Annotated in this window: 22 protein-coding genes and 1 riboswitch; of the genes, 5 read left to right on the top strand and 17 right to left on the bottom strand. The window is 39.2% G+C overall.

The window, feature by feature from the left end:
• Window positions 1-24: 24 nt before the first annotated feature.
• On the top strand, window positions 25-1134 hold the full coding sequence (locus tag MHH70_RS17085) for a dipeptide epimerase (protein ID WP_342472079.1): 1110 nt from the start codon (window positions 25-27) through the stop codon (window positions 1132-1134).
• A 430-nt stretch (window positions 1135-1564) separates the two neighbouring features.
• Window positions 1565-2365 (top strand): hypothetical protein, encoded by an 801-nt coding sequence (locus tag MHH70_RS17080; RefSeq protein WP_342472078.1) that lies wholly within the window; start codon window positions 1565-1567, stop codon window positions 2363-2365.
• A 308-nt stretch (window positions 2366-2673) separates the two neighbouring features.
• Here MHH70_RS17080 and MHH70_RS17075 read toward each other — a convergent pair whose 3' ends face one another.
• The 6 genes from MHH70_RS17075 to sufC all read right to left on the bottom strand — a co-directional run bounded on the left by MHH70_RS17075 (window position 2674) and on the right by sufC (window position 8452).
• A complete protein-coding gene (locus MHH70_RS17075; RefSeq protein WP_066166592.1) occupies window positions 2674-3108 on the bottom strand; it encodes a VOC family protein in 435 nt (144 codons plus the stop codon).
• Window positions 3109-3265: 157 nt separating this feature from the next.
• Window positions 3266-4663, bottom strand: coding sequence for a Fe-S cluster assembly protein SufB (gene sufB / locus MHH70_RS17070; RefSeq protein ID WP_066166595.1), 1398 nt, complete (start codon window positions 4661-4663; stop codon window positions 3266-3268).
• A 23-nt stretch (window positions 4664-4686) separates the two neighbouring features.
• On the bottom strand, window positions 4687-5127 hold the full coding sequence (sufU, locus tag MHH70_RS17065; protein ID WP_066166598.1) for a Fe-S cluster assembly sulfur transfer protein SufU: 441 nt from the start codon (window positions 5125-5127) through the stop codon (window positions 4687-4689).
• Window positions 5117-6346, bottom strand: a complete 1230-nt coding sequence (locus MHH70_RS17060) for a cysteine desulfurase (RefSeq protein WP_066166601.1) — start codon at window positions 6344-6346, stop codon at window positions 5117-5119. Before MHH70_RS17060 ends, sufU begins: the two co-directional genes overlap by 11 nt.
• Window positions 6346-7653 (bottom strand): Fe-S cluster assembly protein SufD, encoded by a 1308-nt coding sequence (gene sufD / locus MHH70_RS17055; protein WP_342472077.1) that lies wholly within the window; start codon window positions 7651-7653, stop codon window positions 6346-6348. Before sufD ends, MHH70_RS17060 begins: the two co-directional genes overlap by 1 nt.
• 19 nt (window positions 7654-7672) lie before the next feature.
• Entirely contained in the window at window positions 7673-8452 is a 780-nt protein-coding gene (gene sufC / locus MHH70_RS17050) for a Fe-S cluster assembly ATPase SufC (RefSeq protein ID WP_107943146.1), read from the bottom strand.
• A gap of 296 nt (window positions 8453-8748) precedes the next feature.
• On the opposite strand from sufC, the gene MHH70_RS17045 reads away from it, so the two are divergent.
• Complete coding sequence (locus tag MHH70_RS17045; RefSeq protein ID WP_066166609.1) at window positions 8749-9651, top strand: LysR family transcriptional regulator; 903 nt, start codon at window positions 8749-8751, stop codon at window positions 9649-9651.
• 248 nt (window positions 9652-9899) lie between these two features.
• Here the strand turns inward: MHH70_RS17045 and MHH70_RS17040 are convergent, their stop codons facing one another.
• The 7 genes from MHH70_RS17040 to MHH70_RS17010 form a co-directional block, all read right to left on the bottom strand.
• A complete protein-coding gene (locus tag MHH70_RS17040) occupies window positions 9900-10775 on the bottom strand; it encodes a MetQ/NlpA family ABC transporter substrate-binding protein (protein WP_342472076.1) in 876 nt (291 codons plus the stop codon).
• Between the two features lie 58 nt (window positions 10776-10833).
• Window positions 10834-11502 carry a methionine ABC transporter permease gene (locus MHH70_RS17035; protein ID WP_066166615.1) on the bottom strand — a complete coding sequence of 223 codons (669 nt, stop codon included), beginning with the start codon at window positions 11500-11502 and terminating at the stop codon, window positions 10834-10836.
• Window positions 11495-12520 (bottom strand): methionine ABC transporter ATP-binding protein, encoded by a 1026-nt coding sequence (locus MHH70_RS17030; protein ID WP_342472075.1) that lies wholly within the window; start codon window positions 12518-12520, stop codon window positions 11495-11497. Before MHH70_RS17030 ends, MHH70_RS17035 begins: the two co-directional genes overlap by 8 nt.
• Before the next feature lie 507 nt (window positions 12521-13027).
• Window positions 13028-13133: riboswitch (SAM riboswitch) on the bottom strand.
• A 59-nt stretch (window positions 13134-13192) separates the two neighbouring features.
• Window positions 13193-13498, bottom strand: coding sequence for a thioredoxin family protein (locus MHH70_RS17025; RefSeq protein WP_107943151.1), 306 nt, complete (start codon window positions 13496-13498; stop codon window positions 13193-13195).
• Between the two features lie 10 nt (window positions 13499-13508).
• Window positions 13509-13826, bottom strand: a complete 318-nt coding sequence (locus tag MHH70_RS17020; RefSeq protein WP_066166625.1) for a toprim domain-containing protein — start codon at window positions 13824-13826, stop codon at window positions 13509-13511.
• 65 nt (window positions 13827-13891) lie between these two features.
• Window positions 13892-14272, bottom strand: a complete 381-nt coding sequence (gcvH, locus tag MHH70_RS17015) for a glycine cleavage system protein GcvH (RefSeq protein WP_342472074.1) — start codon at window positions 14270-14272, stop codon at window positions 13892-13894.
• A 77-nt stretch (window positions 14273-14349) separates the two neighbouring features.
• Window positions 14350-14706: an arsenate reductase family protein gene (locus MHH70_RS17010; RefSeq protein ID WP_066166631.1), complete on the bottom strand. Its 357-nt coding sequence runs from the start codon at window positions 14704-14706 to the stop codon at window positions 14350-14352.
• 125 nt (window positions 14707-14831) lie between these two features.
• On the opposite strand from MHH70_RS17010, the gene MHH70_RS17005 reads away from it, so the two are divergent.
• Window positions 14832-15281, top strand: a complete 450-nt coding sequence (locus MHH70_RS17005; protein ID WP_066166634.1) for a GyrI-like domain-containing protein — start codon at window positions 14832-14834, stop codon at window positions 15279-15281.
• A gap of 40 nt (window positions 15282-15321) precedes the next feature.
• Here the strand turns inward: MHH70_RS17005 and MHH70_RS17000 are convergent, their stop codons facing one another.
• The 4 genes from MHH70_RS17000 to MHH70_RS16985 all read right to left on the bottom strand — a co-directional run bounded on the left by MHH70_RS17000 (window position 15322) and on the right by MHH70_RS16985 (window position 21741).
• Entirely contained in the window at window positions 15322-16215 is an 894-nt protein-coding gene (locus tag MHH70_RS17000; protein ID WP_082799025.1) for a phosphotransferase, read from the bottom strand.
• 67 nt (window positions 16216-16282) lie between these two features.
• Window positions 16283-18055, bottom strand: coding sequence for an acyl-CoA dehydrogenase family protein (locus tag MHH70_RS16995; protein ID WP_066166640.1), 1773 nt, complete (start codon window positions 18053-18055; stop codon window positions 16283-16285).
• 96 nt (window positions 18056-18151) lie between these two features.
• Complete coding sequence (locus tag MHH70_RS16990) at window positions 18152-19324, bottom strand: acetyl-CoA C-acetyltransferase (protein WP_342473227.1); 1173 nt, start codon at window positions 19322-19324, stop codon at window positions 18152-18154.
• A gap of 32 nt (window positions 19325-19356) precedes the next feature.
• Complete coding sequence (locus MHH70_RS16985) at window positions 19357-21741, bottom strand: 3-hydroxyacyl-CoA dehydrogenase/enoyl-CoA hydratase family protein (protein WP_342472073.1); 2385 nt, start codon at window positions 21739-21741, stop codon at window positions 19357-19359.
• Between the two features lie 257 nt (window positions 21742-21998).
• Here MHH70_RS16985 and MHH70_RS16980 point away from each other — a divergent pair, with 257 nt between their 5' ends.
• On the top strand, window positions 21999-22316 hold the full coding sequence (locus MHH70_RS16980) for a thioredoxin family protein (RefSeq protein WP_066166646.1): 318 nt from the start codon (window positions 21999-22001) through the stop codon (window positions 22314-22316).
• Window positions 22317-22319: the final 3 nt, after the last annotated feature.

Raw genomic sequence — 22319 nt, 5'->3', positions numbered from 1 at the left:
TCCAAATCAGAAAGGATGTACAATATGAAAATTAAAAAAATCGAACTATTTGCTATTGAGCTCCCATTAAAGGAACCATTTATTATTAGCTATGCTACCTATTATACGATGCCTTCCTTAATCGTCAAAGTGACTTTAGATAATGGTGTTATCGGCTATGGCGAAGGCGTTGCAGATGAGCACGTAACAGGGGAAAGCATGTACGGCGCATTTGAAATTATCGAGAAAATTTTAGCCCCTCGCTTAATTGGTCTAAATCCGCTGAATATGGAAGCCATTCATGATGTCATGGATGCTGCAATATTGGCAGCTCCTACAGCGAAGGCTGCACTTGATATTGCGTGCTACGATGCCGCTGCAAAATCATTGAACATTCCTGTCTATGATTTACTAGGTGGACGCTTCCATGAGGCATTTCCAATTACCCACGTTTTAAGCATTCAAGACCCTTCAGTAATGGCACAAGAAGCAATGGGTAAAATAGAAGAAGGCTATCGTTCATTCAAACTAAAAGTTGGTGAAAAAATGGTAGAGGACGTTAAGCGTATTCAAGCAGTAAGAGAAGCAGTCGGCCCTGAAATCGCCATTCGCGTTGATGTTAACCAAGGGTGGAAAAATAGCGCAACCGCATTACAAGCACTTGCACTCCTTGAAAACTGTCATCTCGACTGGATTGAACAGCCCATTGTAGCACATGATATTGACGGCATGGTCGAAATTAAACAGAAGACTGCTACACCTGTAATGATTGATGAGGGACTTGTTAGCATGACAGAAATGCGCACAATTATCCAAAAGCAGGCCGCGCATAAAGTGAATATTAAGCTGATGAAATGTGGCGGTATTTATAAGGCAAATAAGCTCGCTATTATGGCTGAAATGGCCAATATTGAATGTCAAGTAGGCTCCATGGTCGAATCATCAATTGGCTCAGCAGCAGGCTATCACGTGGCCTTCTCTAAAAAATCAATGACTAGCGTTGAATTAACAGGTCCACTAAAATATAGCGAGGATGTAGGCAATCTGCAATTCGATATTCCATTTATTCGTTTAAGTGACAAACCGGGTCTAGGTATTGATGTGGATGAAATTAAGCTTGCGAAGCTAACAGTAAAACAAAGTGTTATAAGCTAAGTTAGTCGTCCGAAAAGCCAATATGAGCCCCATGCGATAGTGACAATTTATTATGACTATTGCGTGAGCGCACAAGTTTAGCAGCAAATTAATAAAGAAACATGTGATTGCCATACAAAATTACCTTAGCGGACAGTCCTCTTACGTACTAAAAAAATCGATTGAATTGCACCCCGATTGTTAGACATAACTAGAATCGAAGGTGCAATTTTTTATGGCTAAATTCGATAAACAAGAAAAAACAGTTTCTTAAGTAAATTATAGGATTTGTTATTATTGCCTAGGCAAGTAGATAAATATCTCCATTCAAATACATTTATTGTATATTTAAACCTTATTTTGGCACTCTTGTAACGAATCCTATAATGAATTACTATTACTTTGGATAGGTAAATTTTCTGAACATTTAATACAAGGAGGATATTTTATAGTGAAAAAATTGCTAGGACTGCTTTTTTTAATGTTGCTATTAGCCGCGTGTGGCAATAATACACCAGAAGAAAGCTCGACAGATCATAGCGAAACAGAAAATAAAGAAGCTGCTGCTTCTGAAAATGAGAACGAAGAAGTAGAAACCGAAGTGGAAGCGGACGAAGAAGCCGCTGCTAGCTTAAGCTCCCTAGCCTCTTGTGAAGGTATTTTATTTGAGGTAGGGAAAACGATTGAAGGCAAGCAACTAGCTGCATGTATGGCAGATGCGATGATAGCAGCAGGCACTGGCTCGCATAAAGCGATTTCATCAACCGGCACTACAATGGTCGATTTTCAATGGAATCCTGATTTTTCAATGCATGTCAAAAGCCAAGACATGTCTGTTATTGTTGATGGCGACACAGGTTGGATGAATATGCCCGACGTAGGCTGGGTAGAGGAAACAGACGAACCGAGGACAGGTGAGCAAGTCATTGCATCAAATGTTATAAAACTAACTCGTGTTTTAGGACACCCACTTATCATCGCTGAAAACTTTGCACAAGCACCTACATGGCATGTTGTCGAACAGGCCTCTGTACCCGATGCCGATGCTTTCGTTGATACAGCATGGCATTTAGTCCCAGAAGAACCGATTAATCTTCTTGGCACTACACTCACAGATGTACAGCTTTGGGTAACGAATAATTATTTAGGTGCCTATTACATTGCAACAGCAACAATTGGTGAAGTGTCTGAGACAACGAGCAATACCTTTACCCAATGGGGAGGACCTGTCCATATTCCAAGCCCTGAATAATAGGAGCTTAGCATTATGAAAAAAGTTTGCTTATTTTTTAGTATGTACTTTATTCATTTCAGCTTGTAGCAATCATAAGGCCAAAAATCAAACTGCCGCCTAAATGGCAAGTACAATTACCTCTAGTAAAAAACAAATCTTGACAGTTCAAACTACTTAATTTAAAAATACTTCAAGCTAGCCAAAAACGTCTGAAAAGCGTGTTAAAGCACGGTCTTTCAGACGTTTATTAGTCATTAATTAATTTCCGCTTTTAAAAATACTAAAACAAAATATTTGGAAGCATTTTCTGAAACGAATATTTCGAACTAATTCGCTTCATTATCCTCTAAAATTTGTACACGCTCCTCAAAGCTAACTACCCTATGCATCTCATGCAGCATCCAAAGATAGCCGAATTCATCACTGAATACAGCATTTGATACGCCAAAATCAGGCAGTTCAGTAACTGCTTGTACTTCCTTACAGCCTGCTTTCATTGCTTTTTCATATGTGTCTGCAATATTTGGCACTAAAATATTAAACCAAATTGGCTTTGGGTCATTAGGCTTCGGTGCAATCATTTGATATTCAGGATTTTCATCTAATAAATGAAACCTGACATCATATAATTTAAAAACTGCTTCATTTTTGCCAACAGGGAAATCTGTTACTTCCACACGCTCTATATCAAAAATTTTCTCATATAATGCTAATGCCTTCAAACTATCCGTTACAACCATATCGATTTCTACACCAACCATTTTAGACACTCCTTTAATTTTAATGAAATCCTATTATTAGAGTACCACAATGACCGTTAATTATTACATCATTCACATTCGAGTTATTGCGATATGCAAAAAAAAGACGTCCGAAAAGCAGTGCTTTGCATGCTTTTTGGACGCCCTGAGTAATCTATTAACCGATAGAACCTTCCATTTCGTAGTTGATTAATCGGTTCATTTCTACTGCGTATTCCATTGGTAATTCTTTTGTGAATGGCTCGATGAAGCCCATTACAATCATTTCTGTTGCTTCAAGCTCAGAAATACCACGGCTCATTAGGTAGAATAATTGTTCTTCGGATACTTTTGAAACTTTTGCTTCGTGCTCTAGTGACACGTTGTCGTTTAAAATTTCATTGTATGGAATTGTGTCTGAAGTTGACTCGTTATCCATAATTAATGTATCACATTCGATGTTTGCGCGTGCGCCAGTCGCTTTAGGACCGAAGCGTACGATACCGCGGTAAGAAACTTTACCACCGTGGTGCGCAATCGATTTTGACACGATTGTTGAAGATGTATTTGGTGCAAGGTGAATCATTTTTGCGCCTGCATCTTGGTGCTGACCTTTACCTGCTAATGCAATTGATAATGTCATACCACGCGCACCTTCACCGCGTAAAATACATGATGGATATTTCATCGTTAATTTCGAGCCAATGTTGCCATCAATCCATTCCATCGTACCATTAGCGTCAACTACTGTACGCTTCGTTACAAGATTATAGACGTTGTTTGCCCAGTTTTGAATCGTCGTGTAACGGCAGTATGCATCTTTTTTAACGATAATTTCTACTACTGCTGAGTGTAGCGAGTTTGTTGTGTAAACAGGGGCTGTACAGCCTTCTACATAGTGTACATGTGCACCTTCATCTACGATAATCAAAGTACGCTCGAATTGACCCATGTTTTCAGAGTTAATACGGAAGTACGCTTGTAATGGTGTTTCAACTTTAACACCTGGTGGCACGTAAATGAATGAACCACCTGACCAAACTGCTGAGTTTAAAGCAGAGAATTTATTGTCTGCATAAGGAATAACTGTGCCCCAGTATTGCTTGAAAATATCTTCATTTTCTTTTAATGCTGAGTCTGTATCCTTGAAAATAATGCCTAGGTCTTCTAAATCCTTTTTCATATTGTGGTAAACTACTTCAGATTCGTACTGAGCAGATACACCAGCAAGGTATTTTTGCTCCGCTTCAGGAATACCTAATTTATCAAATGTTGCTTTAATTTCTTCTGGTACTTCATCCCATGAGCGCTGTGTTGCTTCAGATGGCTTTACGTAATAAGTAATTTCATCGAAGTTTAACGCTGAAAGGTCGCCACCCCATTGAGGCATTGGCATTTTATAAAATTGCTCAAGAGCTTTCAAGCGGTAATCAAGCATCCACTTTGGCTCTTCTTTCATATTTGAGATTTCACGAACGATTTCCTCTGTTAAACCACGCTCAGAACGGAAAACTGATACGTCCTTATCGTGGAAGCCATATTTGTAATCGCCAATATCAGGCATCTTTTTAGCCATTTTTTCTCCTCCGTTCAGTCTAATTATTGTGCTTCGCTTTTCACGCCTTTTTCCATTGCCTTCCAAGCTAATGTCGCACATTTAATGCGGGCTGGGAATTGTGATACGCCTTGTAACGCTTCTACATCACCTAAATCGTATTTATCTAGGTCGTATTCCTCGCCAAGCATCATTTTCGAGAAAATATCTGCTAGCTCTAACGCTTCTTCAAGTTTTTTCCCTTTGATGATTTGTGTCATCATCGATGCAGAAGACATTGAAATCGAGCAGCCTTCGCCGTCAAATTTCGCATCTTCTACAATACCGTCAGTCAATTTTAATGTTAAATGAATACGGTCACCACATGTAGGGTTGTTCATATCAATTGTGACGTTATTTTCTTCCAAAATTCCCTTGTTACGAGGGTTTTTATAATGTTCCATAATAACAGAACGATATAGTTGGTCTAAATTATTAAAAGACATCGTTGAAATACTCCTTCGCTCTGCGCAGTCCTGCAACTAAACGGTCAATATCTGCTTCATCATTGTATAGATAGAAGCTTGCGCGCGCTGTTGCAGTAACTTGAAGCCATTTCATTAACGGTTGAGCACAATGGTGGCCAGCTCTTACTGCGATTCCATTCATATCTAATACTGTCGCAACATCATGTGGATGTACATCATCTAAATTAAATGTAACAAGTCCGCAACGTTGCATTGGGTCGCGAGGGCCAAAAATTTGTAAGCCTTCGATTTTCTCTAGCTCATCCATTGCATAGGCTGCTAATTTATGCTCATGTGCAGTGATATTGTCTAAGCCAATCTCATTTAAAAAGTCAATTGCTGCACCTAAACCAATTGCGCCTGCAATGATTGGTGTACCACCTTCAAATTTCCACGGTAGCTCTTTCCATGTTGAATCATAAAGACCTACGAAATCAATCATTTCGCCGCCAAATTCAATCGGCTCCATCTTGTCTAAAAGCGCCTCTTTCCCATATAGTACACCAATACCTGTTGGTGCACACATTTTATGCCCGGAAAACGTTAAAAAATCACAATCTAATTCTTGCACATCCACATTCACATGCGGTGCCGCCTGCGCTGCGTCAACGACCATAATCGCTCCATTTTCATGTGCAATTTTAGCAATGTCCTTAATTGGATTAATCGTTCCTAAAACATTCGATACATACATCATCGCAACAATTTTCGTTTTGTTTGTAATTGTTGCACGTACTGCGTCTAAAGAAATAGTGCCATCCTCTTGTAAATCAATATATTTCAAAACAGCGCCCTTTTCTTTTGCAAGCTGCTGCCAAGGAATAATATTGGAATGATGCTCCATATACGTAATGACAATTTCATCACCTTCTTGAAGCGTTTGACGACCATAGCCTGCTGCAACTGTGTTTAAAGCTGTTGTCGTACCACGAGTAAAAATAACTTCCTTTGTAGAACGAGCATTAATAAATTGGCGTACTTTTTCACGTGCTCCTTCGTATGAATCTGTTGCACGGTTACCTAAAGTATGTACACCACGGTGAACATTGGAATTATCTAACTCATAATATTTTTTTACTGCTTCAATTACTTGAATAGGCTTTTGCGACGTTGCTGCACTATCGAGATAAACGAGCGGATGCCCGTTTATTTCTTGATTGAGTACAGGGAAATAATTTTTAATGTCTTTTATATTCATTATCGAACTTTCCTTTCGATAACCTCCGTCAGCTGCTTTTTAACGCCTTCAATTGGCAAGTTTGTAACAACTGGCGCAAGGAATCCGTGAATTACAAGACGCTCTGCCTCTGCTTTCGAAATGCCACGACTCATTAAGTAATAAAGCTGAATCGGGTCAACACGCCCAACAGATGCCGCGTGTCCTGCTGTTACATCGTCTTCATCAATTAAAAGAATTGGGTTGGCATCGCCACGTGCTTTGTCAGAAAGCATTAACACGCGAGATTCTTGCTCTGCATTTGCTTTTGTTGCACCATGTTCAATTTTACCGATACCATTGAAAATAGATTGTGCACCGTCTTTCATTACACCGTGCTTTAAAATTTGTCCATCAGAGTTTTTACCCCAATGGCGTACTTCTGTTGTAAAGTTTTGCTTTTGTGTACCGCGACCTACAACGACTGTTTTCGTATCAGCAACCGAACCGTCACCAATTAGATGTGAAATATTTTCAGAAATTGTATCTGAATCATTCATTAAACCTAGTGCCCACTCGATTTTGCCATCACGTGCAACGTTAGCACGGCGATTTACATATGTTGTAAAGCCTTTTGCAAGAACATCTACAGCACCGAACACTACTTGCGCATTGTCTTTTACAACAACCTCAGCAATGATATTTGCTTGCCCTTTTGATTCCTCAATTGTTGATACATATGTTTCAACATACGTCACGCTTGAAGATTCTTCAGCTACAACTAATACGTGGTTGAATAATGAAGCCTCTGCATCATCGTTAACGAAAACAACTTGTAATGGCTCTTCTACGATAACGTTGCGTGGCACGTAAACAAATACCCCACCGTTCACAAGTGCTGCATGATAAGCCGCTAATTTATGCTCATCTACTTTAACAGCTGTTGTCATGAAATATTTTTGTACTAAGTCGCTATGCTCGCGAACTGCTGTTTGAATATCTGTGAAAATAACACCTTTTGCTTGAAGCTCTTCTGATACTTTAATGAATGCTGGTGTGTTATTACGTTGAATATAAAGATTTTGCTGACCCTCTACATCGATTAAAGCCGCTACCTCTGCGGATAAGCTATCTAATGATGTGTACGGTGCGCTTTCTACTGTATGTTTAGGAAATTCAGTGAAATTCCATTTTGTAATATTTGTTTTATCAGGCGTTGGTAATGCTAGTTCAGCCGCTTGTGCAAGTGCTGCCACACGGAAATCAGCAAACCAAGCTGGCTCATTATTGCTTTGTGAGAACGAGCGTACTTCTTCTGCTGATAACGCCAATTTTGTGTCAACCGTCATCTTGTTCGTCCTCCTCTACTTATAGATCTGCTTCTACAGTTTCTTCTTCAATACCTAATTCTTGCTTAATCCAGTCGTAACCTTCTGCTTCTAAGCGCTGAGCAAGCTCTGCACCACCAGATTTTACAACTTTTCCTTGCATCATTACGTGCACATGGTCTGGTGTGATGTAGTTTAATAAACGTTGATAGTGCGTAATCATTAAGCAGCCGAAGCCTTCACCGCGCATCTCGTTGATTCCTTTTGATACAACTTTCAATGCGTCGATATCAAGACCTGAGTCGATTTCATCAAGAATAGCGATTGCTGGCTTAATCATCATTAATTGTAAAATTTCATTACGCTTTTTCTCACCACCAGAGAAGCCTTCGTTTAAATAACGTTGACCCATTTCCTCTGGCATTTCTAAAAATTCCATTGTTTTATCTAATTCACGGATAAATTTCATTAACGAAATTTCATCGCCCTCTTCACGACGCGCATTAATTGCTGAGCGTAAGAAGTCCGCGTTTGTCACACCAGCGATTTCCGATGGATACTGCATAGCAAGGAATAAACCAGCTTTCGCACGCTCGTCTACTTCCATTTCCAATACATCTTCCCCATCTAATAACACTTGACCTTGTGTTACTTCATATTTAGGATGCCCCATAATTGCAGATGCTAACGTTGACTTACCTGTACCGTTAGGCCCCATAATTGCGTGCACTTCGTTTGTGTTGATTGTTAGGTTTACACCTTTTAAAATCTCTTTTCCGTCGATTTCAACGTGAAGATCTTTAATTTCTAAAGTTGCCATTAAATTACCTCCATAATGTTCATTGCATGGGTATCCCATTGCATAATTATTGTCATGTACAATCTTAACTGAAAAGGAGTATCGTTGCAAATAGTTTAGAATAATTTTAATTAAATGATGTAAGAAAGTTTATTAAGAGCTTCTATACTATGCATAATTTCCTAAGAATAACTTGAAATGCTTATCAATTAGGAGATTTTCAATAAGAATGATTTAATTGAGAATGGATTTCAATTAAAAATTCAGAATTGTTTGAGTGCCTGGCACCCTGTATAATAAAAATAGAGGTGATTATATTGGAGCTACGTCAATTACGCTATTTTGTTGCAGTTGCGGAACGTGAACATATTTCAGAAGCGGCAGAACATTTACATGTTGCACAATCCGCTGTCAGCAGGCAAATAGCTAACTTGGAAGAAGAGCTAGGCACGCCGCTCTTCGAACGCATCGGTCGCAATGTCAAGCTCACACCTGTCGGGAAAATTTTCCTCGAACATAGCATTACGGCATTGGAGGCAATTGATTTCGCTACAAAACAAGTAGAGGAATATTTAGACCCGAAAAAAGGAGTCATTAAAGTTGGTTTCCCAACGAGCTTAGCGAGCTATGTATTACCGACTGTTATTTCAGCCTTTAAGCGCGAATATCCTGATGTGGCCTTTCAATTGCGCCAAGGCTCATATAAGTATTTAATTGAGGCTGTGAAAAATCGAGAGCTGAATTTGGCGCTGTTAGGCCCTATTCCACCAAAGGATGAATCGCTAAATGTGAATGTACTATTTAGTGAAAATATGTATGCCTTGCTTCCTCTATCACATCCATTAACTAAAAACGAAACAATCAATTTAATCGATTTGCGAAATGATGATTTTGTGATGTTTCCTGAAGGCTATATTTTACATAAGGTCGTAATGGATGCTTGTCGCTCTTTAGGTTTTGCACCAAATATTACCTCTGAGGGAGAGGATATGGATGCTTTAAAAGGCCTTGTAGCAGCTGGCATTGGTGTTACGCTATTGCCTGAAAGCTCGCTCTATGATTCCACACCACGCCTCACAGTAAAAATCCCTATTGCGATGCCTGTTATCCGCCGGACAGTAGGCATCATTTATCCAACAACGCGAGATTTAGCCCCTTCCGAGCAAATTTTCTTGTCGTTTGTTAGCGACTTTTTCTCTCGTTTAACACAGTTTCAGTAATTTACTACGACGTGCTTTATTCGAAAAGCTTAAGTTTGCGGTTAATCAGTGCAAAAAATAGTTCAGCAGCGCACTACTCTCCGACTGAATTAAAGGGCATTGCCTGCCCAAAGAGTAATCCTCTTCACGGTTCGTTCATATATGTAAAACAAAGCCCGTACCATTTTACACAACATAAAGTGGTACGAGCTTTTTAGCTATAAGGGAGAACTTTCAAAATAGTTGTAAGCGATTTAGAAAGTTATCTATTATTTTTTAACTGGTACGACAGCGCCATCCCATTCTTTTAAAATAAAGTCTTGAATTTCTTTCGATAATAATACTTCCACTAATTTTTGAATCGCCTCATTGTTTTCATCACCGCTACGTGTCGCAATGATATTCACATATGGCGAATCCGAGCTTTCGATAGCAATTGAATCATTAATCGGGCTAATCCCTGCATCGATTGCGAAGTTTGAGTTGATAACAACAACATCACCTTCACCATTGTTGTAATACGTTACTAACATTTCTGGTGCAGAGTTTGCATCGATATTTAAGTTTTTCGGATTATCAACAATATCCTCTAATCTAGCCTCTGATTTTACTACGCCTTCTTTTAGCGTAATTAAGCCTAAGCTTTCAAATAATGTTAAAATACGACCTTGCTCTGTAACAGAGTTGGAAATAATAACTGTTGCCCCATCAGGTAGCTCATCAAGTGATTTATATTTTTGTGAATAAACACCGATTGGCTCGATATGAATACCACCTGCATTGGCAAAATCATAGCCCTTTTCTTTCATTTCATTCTCGAAATACGGAATCGTTTGGAAATAGTTTGCATCTAATTCACCAGAATCTAAATCTTGGTTTGGCATTACATATTCTTGATATGGGCGAACTTCAATTTCTACCCCTTGCTCAGCTAAAATCGGCTTTGCTTGCTCTAAAATAATATCGTGTAAGCCGTATGATGCACCGATAACTAATTTTGTCGGCTCGGCTGTTTCTGTAGTACCATTATCGCTTTCTGTGTTACTGCCTGTATTTGCTTCTTCATTACTGTCATCCTTTGCGCCACAAGCTGCTAGCACTAGCACAAGTGTTGATAATAATAAGACTGATAACCATTTTTTCATTCTTTTTCTTCCTCTCTTTTTTAACTTTCTATATGTCAACAAGTTACCTTGTAAAGACCTAACGCTTATCCACTTTTTTCGTCATCATATCGCCAATCCACTGAAAAACAAAAACGATAATGACAATTAATATTGTTGCCATTTGCGTCACATCACTGCGACTGCGCTGAAAGCCATCGATATAAGCTAATTGCCCTAAACCTCCTGCACCTATAATGCCCGCCATCGCTGTATAACCAACAAGCGCAACAGCTGTCACTGTAATACCCGAAATCAACGCGGGTAATGCTTCAGGAATAAGCACTTTAAAAATAATCGTCGATGTTTTTGCCCCCATCGAACGAGCTGCCTCGATTACCCCTTTATCAATTTCTCGTAGCGCAATAAGCACCATACGCGCATAAAATGGCGCTGCACCGACAATTAAAGCAGGCAGTGCTGCATTCGTTCCGCGAATCGTTCCAACGAGAAATAAAGTAAATGGAACTAATAAAATAATCAAAACGATAAACGGAATCGAACGGAAAATATTGACGATGGAGCCTGTTATAAAATGAACGATTTTATTCGCCCAAAGCTGATACGGACTCGTTAAAAATAGTAAAATACCAATCGCTAGCCCTAATATAAATGTAATTACTGTAGAAACAGCAGTCATATAAATTGTTTCATACGCTGCCTGCCACATTTTATCCCAATTGACGTTCGGAAATAATTGTTCAACCACGCTCAATCACCTCCGCTTGAATATTGTTTGTTGCTAGCAATTGCAGAGCACCTTCTATATTTTCCTGTGCCCCATCAATATGCACAATTAACGTACCGTAAGGACCATTTGCTGTATGCGATATAGCTCCGTGTACGATGTTTATCTCTACGTCGAATTGCTTTATTAACTGCGACATAATCGGCTCCTTTGTCGCTTGTCCAACAAATGTAATACGCACAATTTTCCCAGTTGGATAGTTTGCGATAATTTGCTCGATGGATTCCTTCGTTTCGCTCGAATCGGACACTTGTGATACGAAGTTTTTCGTAATCGTGGCCTGTGGGCTTTGAAACACCTCTAATACCTTGCCCTGCTCTACTACTTGTCCCGCTTCCATTACCGCAACGCGATGACAAATTTTGCGAATAACATGCATTTCATGTGTAATTAAGACGATTGTCAATCCAAGCTTTTTATTAATATCGAGGAGCAACTCTAAAATTGACTCTGTTGTTTCTGGATCAAGTGCTGAAGTTGCCTCATCACAAAGCAATACTTCAGGATTATTAGCTAATGCTCGTGCAATACCGACACGTTGCTTTTGCCCACCTGATAATTGTGAAGGATAGGCCTTTTCCCTTCCTTCCAAACCGACAAGCTTGATTAACTCTTGCACACGTATAGCTCGCTCACTTTTACGAATACCTGCAATTTCTAAAGGAAATGCAATATTCTCCTCCACTGTACGTGACCAAAGTAAATTAAAGTGTTGGAAAATCATACTAATTTTTTGGCGCGCTTGGCGAAGCTTAGTGCCAGAAATTTTCGCTATATCCTCGCCACTAACAATAACCTCACCTGCTGTCGGCTTTTCCAAACCATTTAACAGGCGAATAAGGGTACTTTTACCAGCGCCACTATAGCCGATAATACCGAATATTTCACCTTGCTGTATCGTTAAATTAACATCACGCACAGCAGTCAATTCGCCATTTTTCGTTTTATAAATCTTCGTTATATTAGTTAATTGAATCATCGTCATACTCCTTTAAGGGTGGGGCGTCTGAAAAGCGTGCAATACGCCGCTTTTTAGACGATTCAGTTGTATTTTAATCAATTACGCCTTGGCATAATTGCGTCCAGATTTTTTCAAGCTCGCTTGAAAACTCCCCTTTAAAATCTGTGACATCCGCCGGAGGCGATGTTCTTAGACTGAGTTCCTATGATTCAGCAAGTGTTTGGATACCCGCTGAAATAGGTCTAATGCTTGCATCCATCTCGACACCTATAGAGGTGGAAGACTACTGCTGAAAGACATTAAAATTAATTACCATGTATAAAAAATAAGTAACTGATTTTGAAATTAATTAAGTGAAAAGCAAATTTTTCACTACATCCAAGATGAATTAAGCCTTTCAGACAACCCCGTTTTCATTCGTGTTTTGTTACCGTTTAGAAAGATAAGAAATTAAGAAAAAGCAAAAAGCCCTTCTACTTTGAACAAGCAGAAAGGCTTACATAACAAAACATATGTTGAACCGTTCTCTCATCTTTCAAAGTGTTATACTTTGCGTGACTTGGCACCTTTTCACATATGTGATGGTTGCCGGGCTTCATAGGGCACTTCCCTCCGCCGCTCTTTATAAGAGTACTTTATTTAATTTGTAGTTTTAGTATGAATGTACTTTATCATGATATAAAAAGGGAGTCAACTACTTTTTAATATTTCATATAAATTTAGTACGGATTGAAAGGCATAAATTTTTTCAAAAACACCTTCACCTCTTGAAATAACTAGGCAAGGGACACTTTCGACTTGCAATTCAACCGCTAGCTTTTCAGAATAATTTAGATTCATTTTTCCAATAGGCATAGTAGGTAATAGCTGTTCTACTACATTCATCATTTTAGATGCTACAGCGCAAGTTCCACAAATTGGTGTATATAAATATAGTGTAACTATATCGTTTTTCGTCAACTGTTGTTGCCATTGCTCAATTGTCCATTCTTCCATTCTCATTGTCCTACTTTGTTCGTATATTTACTTTTTTCAGGAGCGCAGCTAATACCGTTGCTGGTGTTTTTGCTACCTCTTTATACTGTGCAGGTATTTCAAGTTGCACCGCCTCTGAGTAAATGCGCCTCATTAGCTTGCGCATTTTTTGCCCCGATAAATCTGCATCAAAAAGCGTATAAAGACTAAGATACTCATATGGTGCTAAAAGTTCAAGTAAACTGTCTTCACTCATCGTTCCGTTTGTACATAAAATAATCGCCTCTTCAGCAAGTACTTGCTCGAGCTTTAATTTATCCGAACGCCCTTCCACAACCATACAAATCATCGAAACTTCTCCTTCCAATATGATAAAACACCAAAATCCAGCATGGACTTTGGTGTTTTTATGTTTTATTCTGCAGTCATTCCATCGTATTGCTCAGCAGTCATTAACTCATCTAATTCAGATGGGTTTGCTAGCTCAACAACTACCATCCATGCTTGTTCGTATGGAGATTCGTTTACGAATTCTGGGTTATCACCTAGCTCTTCGTTTACTTCTACCACTTTCCCCGATACTGGCGCATATAGCTCTGATACAGTTTTAACTGACTCAACGCTACCAAATGGCTCATTAATTTGTAGTTCGTCGCCTACTTCTGGTAGTTCAACGAATACGATATCACCTAGTTCATTTTGTGCAAAATGCGTAATACCGATACGAACCTTACCATCTTCAAGTTTTACCCATTCGTGCTCTTTAGAATAACGTAATTCTGTTGGTGTGCTCATGAAAACCCCTCCAAATATGTAATACATTCAACTTCAGTTTGCCATATTTCTTGCTTAAAAACAAGTTACTATTCACGTTATTTCCACGATTCTAAGAAGTCAGACTCCTTGAAACCTAATGTCACTTTTTTGCCATCTGTTACAAGCGGTCGTTTAATCAGCATTCCATCAGATGCAAGCAATTCTAGCTGCTCTTCCTCCGTCATATCCTGTAGCTTATCCTTTAAACCAAGCTCCTTATACTTCATCCCAGACGTATTGAAAAATTTTTTTAATGGTAGCCCACTCGTCTCATAAATTGCTTGTAACTGCTCTTTTGTTGGCGTCTCCTCCACAATATGTATCGATTCATATGTTATATTATGATCGTCCAGCCATTTTTGTGCTTTTTTACATGTTGAGCATTTTGGATATTGAAAAATTGAAATTGTCATTTATCAGTCGCTCCTTTTCATTGCTTATTAAGCAATAATATCATAAATCATAGAAAATTCTTTTAAAAAGCGCTTGAAAAACATTTTATATCATATTACCTTACCTATGAAAGGTGGCTGAAAATATGAAAATAACCATTGAAGTATTACTTGAATCACGAATTGCCTATTTCCGAAATGTTGGCGAATATGGTGGAGAACAAAATCAAGCATTAATGGCATCTTGTAAAGAATGGGCAAAATTGAATAATGTTTTTGAGCATTCTACAATTTTAGGTATACCACAGGATAATCCAGCAGTTACTCCTAAAGAGGCATGTCGTTATGATGTTTGCGTTATTGTAAACGAAGACTTCCATGTGGCAGAACCCGCTCAGGTTGGGCAATTTTCAGGTGGGAAATACGCCGTTTTCTTACTTGACCATACTAAAGAAGCCGTTAGTGAATTTTGGGGCAATATTTTTTCTGAGATAGAAAAGAATAACTTGTTAATAAGAGAAACGCCAATTATTGAGAGGTATACTGCACAAATGATCGAGAACCATTTATGTGAAATACTAGTTCCTATTCAGTAACAAGAGAGTTAAATAAATGTTGTTAGGACAGACCTATTTGTTACTGGTCTTTCCTAACACACTCACAATTGCATAAAGCTTGCAACAATTTATCAAGCTGCTGTGCCTTATGATAAAAATAATCAATAGCTTGCTTCATTGCTTGTGCATCCTTTTGCACTAACATTAAAATTCCTTTCAAATACCACAGGCCAATAGTTCGGCTAAACATAGGAAAATCTATTTCTCTCTCATAAAGCGTAAAAAATTCCTCTATATAATTCTGTAATATTTCATCCTCTGGTAAATAAGACGTGAAAAGTGCGACTAAATCAAAATATTTTGTGCCTTGACGAGCTTCGCTAAAATCTATAAATAGTGCCTGCCCGTTTAATTGACATAAAACATTCCAGCGCCCTAAATCTCCATGAATCCAAACATCCTTCTGTTCATCTAATTGTATGAAACTGTCTATATTCGTGTTGAATGCTTGAAATATATGTGGATAATATTGCTTTAAAAGCTGCTTATTTTGATTCCATAATCTCGCTAATAAAAAGCGATTTTCATTGATATAATCTGTCTGAAAATGCTGCATACTTTTTTGTAAACCTTGATAAGCTGTTAGTAGTTTAGATAATGATATCGGTTGTTGATGATTTTCTATATATAGCTGTACTTGATAGATGCTTTCTTCAATTTGGATAAAGGGCTTATTTGATGCGGTACGTAAAATTTCTGCTACAATTGCGGGTTCTGTCCTTCTAATATGTGTAAGTAAATCATATTCAAACTGTGCCTTTGAAGTTGATTTTATCGTTTTCACAATATATTTGTGCTGGGTTTCTGTCGTAATTAAATATGTTGTCGCAGATTGCCCCTTTGTTATTTTTTCGCTATGGATAATGGAATCAATCCCGTATTCCTCCATTAACTGGGCTAAAAAATCCATCATTATCGCCTCCTTTAGATTGAAAAAGCACCTGATTCATTTATAAAATCAGGTGCTTTTATAGTAAATATTAAACGATATACTTCTCTGCTTCAATTAACTTGTCAGCAGCTTCACGTTTTTTCGTAATTAAGTTATATGGATTGTTACGTGTTAATTTACGTAGTGCTGATAAAGTCATGCGGCCTGCGTCGCCTTCAACTGAAGCAAGTAGCGTGTCTTTTGCTTCTTTTTCAATTTCAGCAAATGCTTCTTGGCAGAAGATTTGCGTGTATAGCAGCTTTTGTGCAGCTTTTTCTGCACCGTCGCGCTCGATTGCTTTTTGTGTACGAATAACAGCCGATTCCATTGCATAAAGCTGGTTCGCAATGTTGGCAATGTTCACTAAAACTTCTTGCTCTGCTTCTAATTTTACACCGAAGCGTTGAGCTGCTGCGCCCGCTGCTAATACTGCGATTTTCTTCGCGTTTTTCACTAAGTATAACTCTTGCGCTAATGGCTCATCGCCTACTTCTTCAGGCATCATCATTAACAGCTCAGATTGTAGGTTTTGCGCTACTTGTAATAGCGGTAATTCACCTTTTAATGCTTTTTTCATAAATGTACCTGGTACAATCATGCGATTAATTTCATTTGTTCCTTCGAAAATACGGTTAATACGAGAGTCACGGTAAATGCGCTCCACTTCATATTCAGCCATAAAGCCATAGCCACCATGTAATTGAACCGCCTCATCCGCTACATAGTCTAATGTTTCAGAACCGAATACTTTAGCAATCGAGCACTCAATTGCGTACTCTGCCACAGCGCCAGCAATCGCTTTTCCATCCTTTTGCTCTTCAGCTGACAATTGGCTTAAGCGATCCTCGAAATAGCCTACTGTACGGTAGTTTAATGATTCAGATGCGTAAATATGAGAAGCCATTGTTGCAAGCTTTTCCTTTGTTAAGTTAAAGCTTGAAATTGGCGTATTAAATTGCTTACGTTGATTTGCATATTGCACAGCTAGCTCAAATGCACGCTTTGAGCCACCAACTGTACCTACACCTAATTTATAGCGACCGATATTTAAAATGTTGAAGGCGATAATATGACCACGTCCAACTTCACCTAATAAATTTTCTACTGGAACTTCTGCATCTTCTAAAATTAATGTACGTGTTGAAGAAGATTTAATCCCCATTTTCTTCTCCTCTGGGCCTACAGAAACGCCTGGATATGAGCGTTCTACGATGAATGCAGAGAATTTATCGCCATCAATTTTAGCATACACTACAAATACATCTGCAAAACCAGCGTTTGTAATCCATTGCTTTTCACCATTTAATACATAGTGTGTACCAGCAGCATTTAATTTTGCTGTTGTTTTTGCACCCAATGCATCAGAACCTGAGCCTGGCTCTGTTAATGCATAAGCCGCAATTAATTCACCTGAAGCAAGCTTTGGTAAGTATTTTGATTTTTGCTCATGGTTACCGAATAATACGATTGGTAATGAACCGATACCAACATGTGCACCATGTGTAATCGAGAAGCCACCTGCTACAGACATTTTTTCTGCGATTAATGCAGAGGAGATTTTATCCAATTCTAATCCTTCGTATTCTTCTGGTACGTCAGCTGCTAAAAGCCCTAGCTCCCCAGCTGTTTTAAGTAAACGAACAGAATGCTCGAACTCATGGTTTTCTAAATGTTCTACAACTGGTAGTACTTCGTTCGCTACATACTCCTCAGTTGTTTTCGCAATCATTTTTTGCTCATCAGTGAAATCCTCTGGTGTAATTACACGATTAATATCTACTTCTTCTACTAAAAAGCTTCCGCCTTTAATAATATTTGTCATAACAAATTCCCCCTTGAAATATATATGAACATTCATTCAGTAAAAAATTATAAAGTAGCTAGATGACTACTCCACTTCATCATCTAGCCTTATGGTTTAAAGTACTTCAAACACGCCAGCAGCGCCCATACCGCCACCGATACACATTGTCACAACGCCGTATTTGCCGCCGCGACGCTTTAATTCATGGATTAATTTCAAAGTTAAAATCGTTCCAGTTGCACCAAGTGGGTGACCTAATGCAATTGCTCCACCATTCACATTCACTTTGCTTTCATCAATGCCTAAATGACGCACTACTTGTAGTGATTGTGATGCGAACGCTTCATTGATTTCCCATAAATCAATTTGCTCCTGCGTTAATCCTGCAATTTCTAACGCTTTTGGTACGGCTACAATCGGTCCAATCCCCATTACTTCTGGAGCTACTCCACCAACTGCAAAGCCTAAAAATTTAGCAAGCGGCTTTAAGCCCTGTGCTTTCGCTTCCTCGCGTTCCATTACAAGAACAGCTGCTGCGCCATCTGAAGTTTGCGAAGAATTCCCTGCTGTAACAGAGCCTTGAATGTTAAATGCAGGGCGTAATTTGGCTAAACCTTCAACTGAAGTGCCTGGACGCACACCCTCATCCGTATCGAAAATAAACTTCTTTTCCTGTAGCTTATTATTGGCATCTACATAATGCTGTACAACTTCGACAGGTACGATTTCATCCTTGAATTTGCCTTCTTTAATCGCCTTTTCTGCCAATTCGTGAGAGCGTACTGCAAATTTATCTTGGTCTTCACGACTTACTTCATAACGCTTGGCTACTTCTTCCGCTGTATGACCCATACTCATATAATATTGCGGCGCTTCCTCAGCAAGCTTTGGATTTAAACGAATCGTATTTCCTGTCATCGGAATCATACTCATCGACTCAACACCGCCGGCTAGTATCGCCTTTGAGTGCCCAAGCATAATGCGCTCGGCAGCGTATGCAATTGTTTGTAAGCCTGATGAGCAGAAACGATTAACAGTTAATGCTGGCGTTGTATCTGGCAAGCCAGCTAATGCGCCAATATTACGTGCTACATTCATCCCCTGCTCCGCCTCTGGCATCGCACAGCCCATAATTAAATCATCAATTGGCCCTGTATAACCTGCACGATTCAATGTTTCCTTTACTACAAGTGCACCGAAATCATCTGGACGAACTGTTGCAAGTGACCCCTTTTTCGCTTTTCCAATTGGTGTACGAGCACCTGCTACAATGACGGCTTCACGCATCATTATTCTCCCCCTTTTACTACAAGCTTTTATTAGTTACGTAATGGCTTCCCTTTTACAAGCATGTGCTGCATACGCATTTGCGATTTTGGATCAGCAACTAAATGTAAAAATGCCTCTTTTTCTAAATTTAATAAATATTCCTCAGTTACCTCTGTTCCATATGGCACTAAACCACCCGCAATAACATAAGCTAGCTTTTTAGCAATTTTCAAATCATGCTCGCTAATATAACCTGACTGGAACATGCCTTGCGCTCCGAGAAGTAACGTAGCATAGCCGGGTGCACCAACAACCTTTACTTTCTGTTTTAACGGTGCTGTATAGCCTGCTTCATAAAGTGCTAATGCCGCCTGTTTTGCATCGTATAATTGATGATCTGCGTTGACAGAAATGCCATCTGCGAAGTTTAAGAAATTGTTTTCACGCGCTTCTTCACCAGAAGTCGATACTTTTGCCATTGCAATTGTTTCAAACACCTTCGTAGCGATTGCTTGATAGTCAATTTCTACACCATTCGGCAGCCCTTTTAATAGCTTTTGGTAGAGTCCGATATTACCGCCGCCACCTGGAATTAAGCCGACGCCCACTTCCACAAGCCCCATATATGTTTCAGCCGATGCTTGGATATGCGCTGCTGGTAAGCACACCTCCGCACCACCACCTAACGCCATTTGGAAAGGCGCTGCAACGACAGGCTTTTGACAATATTTAATGCGACGCATTGCATTTTGGAATGCACGCACCACGTAATCTAGCTCGAAAATATTATCATCCTGTGCTTCCATTAAAATCATGCCTAAGTTTGCGCCAACACAGAAGTTTTTACCTTGGTTGCCAATGACTAAGCCCTTATAGTTCGCTTCCACTTCATCAATGGCAAAGTTAAGCATTTGAATAATATCTAAGCCAATCGCATTGGATTGTGAGTGGAATTCCAATAAGGCAATCCCATCGCCTAAATCAATTAAGCTCGCACCTGTATTTGATTTAATGACACCATGCTTTTTCTTATAGCGCTTTAAATCAATTACTTTCGGATTTACTGGTACTTTTTCATATGCTGTACCGTTATAAAAGGCTAAATCGCCATCGATTTCTGAGTAGAATTTGTCAAAGCCCTTTTCTAATAAACCTTTGACAAAGGCAGGCACTTCAAGCCCTTCCGCTTCCATTTTCGCAACGGAATCTTTTACACCAATTGCATCCCATGTTTCAAATGGTCCTTGTGTCCAACCGAAGCCCCATTTCATCGCATTGTCGATTGCGACGATATCATCTGCAATTTCGCCATGGAGCTGTGCGGAATAAATTAATGTTGGTGCAAAAACATTCCATAATAGCTCACCAACACGGTCATTCGCATAAACAAGCGTCTTCACCTTATTTGCTAAGCCCTTCACTTGCTTTGCCATTTCCATCGATGGTGTTTTCAATTTTTTCACTGGCTCGTATTCGAATGTTTGTAGGTTTAATTCAAGAATTTCCTTTCCTTGCTTTAAGAAGAAGCCTTGCCCTGATTTTGCACCGAGCCAGCCATTGGCAATCATTTTTTCCATCACTGGTGATTCTGTAAACACTTGCTGCTCTTCACCTGTCGTATTGTCGTAAACATTTTTTGCTACATGTGCAAACGTGTCTAAGCCTACAACATCTAGCGTGCGGAATGTTGCGGATTTCGGACGACCGATTAAAGGTCCTGTTACGGAATCCACCTCACCAATTGAAAAGCCGCGCTCCTGCATTTCACGCATCGTCACAAGTAGACCATATGTACCGATACGATTAGCGATAAAGTTCGGCGTATCCTTCGCTATTACGACGCCTTTCCCAAGCACATCCTCACCAAAGTCACGCATAAACGCCACAACCTCTGGCGCAGTTGTTTCTGCTGGAATCACTTCTAATAGCTTTAAGTAGCGCGGTGGATTGAAGAAATGCGTTCCAAGGAAATGCTTTTTAAAATCCTCTGAGCGCCCCTCTGCCATCGCATTAATGCTAATGCCAGATGTATTTGATGTAATAATTGTGCCTGGCTGTCTAACTGCATCAATTTTTTCATATAAGCTCTTTTTTATATCTAAATTTTCAACGACTACTTCAATAATCCAGTCCACATCTTTTAATTTTTCTAAATCATCCTCGAAGTTCCCCGCTGTAATTAAAGCTAGATTTTGCTTTGATGAAAGCGGTGCTGGCTTTTGCTTCAATAATTTTTGCATTGCGCCTTGTGCAAAGCGATTGCGTACTGCTGGATGCTCAAGCGTTAACCCCTTCGCCTGCTCCTCTGCTGTTAATTCCTTCGGTGCAATATCCAACAATAATGTCGGAATACCGATATTCGCTAAATGCGCTGCAATACCTGAACCCATAACCCCTGAGCCTAAAACGGCTGCTTTTTTTATGCTGTAAGCCACGAGCAATTCCCCCTTGTGCAATCTTTTGAATGAACAGTCATTCATTTTGTAGTGAAAAAAAATAGCTCACTACGATATTATTTTTTAAAACATATTTTCTGTCTTTAGTGTAGTTTATTTCTTTTATTAAAGCAATATTTTTTTCGCATTATTTTCAAAAAATTGAAAAAGAAGCACCTCCCTCGCCGCATTAAGCTAAATTTCTTCCGTTACTTTGTGAAAATGTGTACACTATTCGTAAAAGGAGTGATATAACAATGGAACAAATAACGACATTAGAACGCTTTAATGAGCTGATTTCTACGGAGCAAGCAGTCATTATGAAATTTTTCGCCGGCTGGTGCCCAGACTGTACGCGCATGGATATGTTTATCGACCCAATTATTGAGGAATACAGCCAATATCAATGGTATTCAATTAATCGTGATGATTTCCCTGAACTGGCGGAAAAATATCAAGTAATGGGTATCCCATCATTATTAATCTTCAAAAATGGTGAAAAATTAGCGCATTTACATAGTGCAAATGCAAAATCACCAGCACAAGTAACTGAATTTTTAGATGCTCAGGCATAAATT

Source organism: Metasolibacillus sp. FSL H7-0170, from assembly GCF_038593115.1.
In the GTDB taxonomy this organism is placed as follows: domain Bacteria; phylum Bacillota; class Bacilli; order Bacillales_A; family Planococcaceae; genus Metasolibacillus; species Metasolibacillus fluoroglycofenilyticus.
The sequence above is the reverse complement of the archived record's forward strand: the minus strand, read 5'-3'. Positions and strand labels throughout refer to the sequence as shown.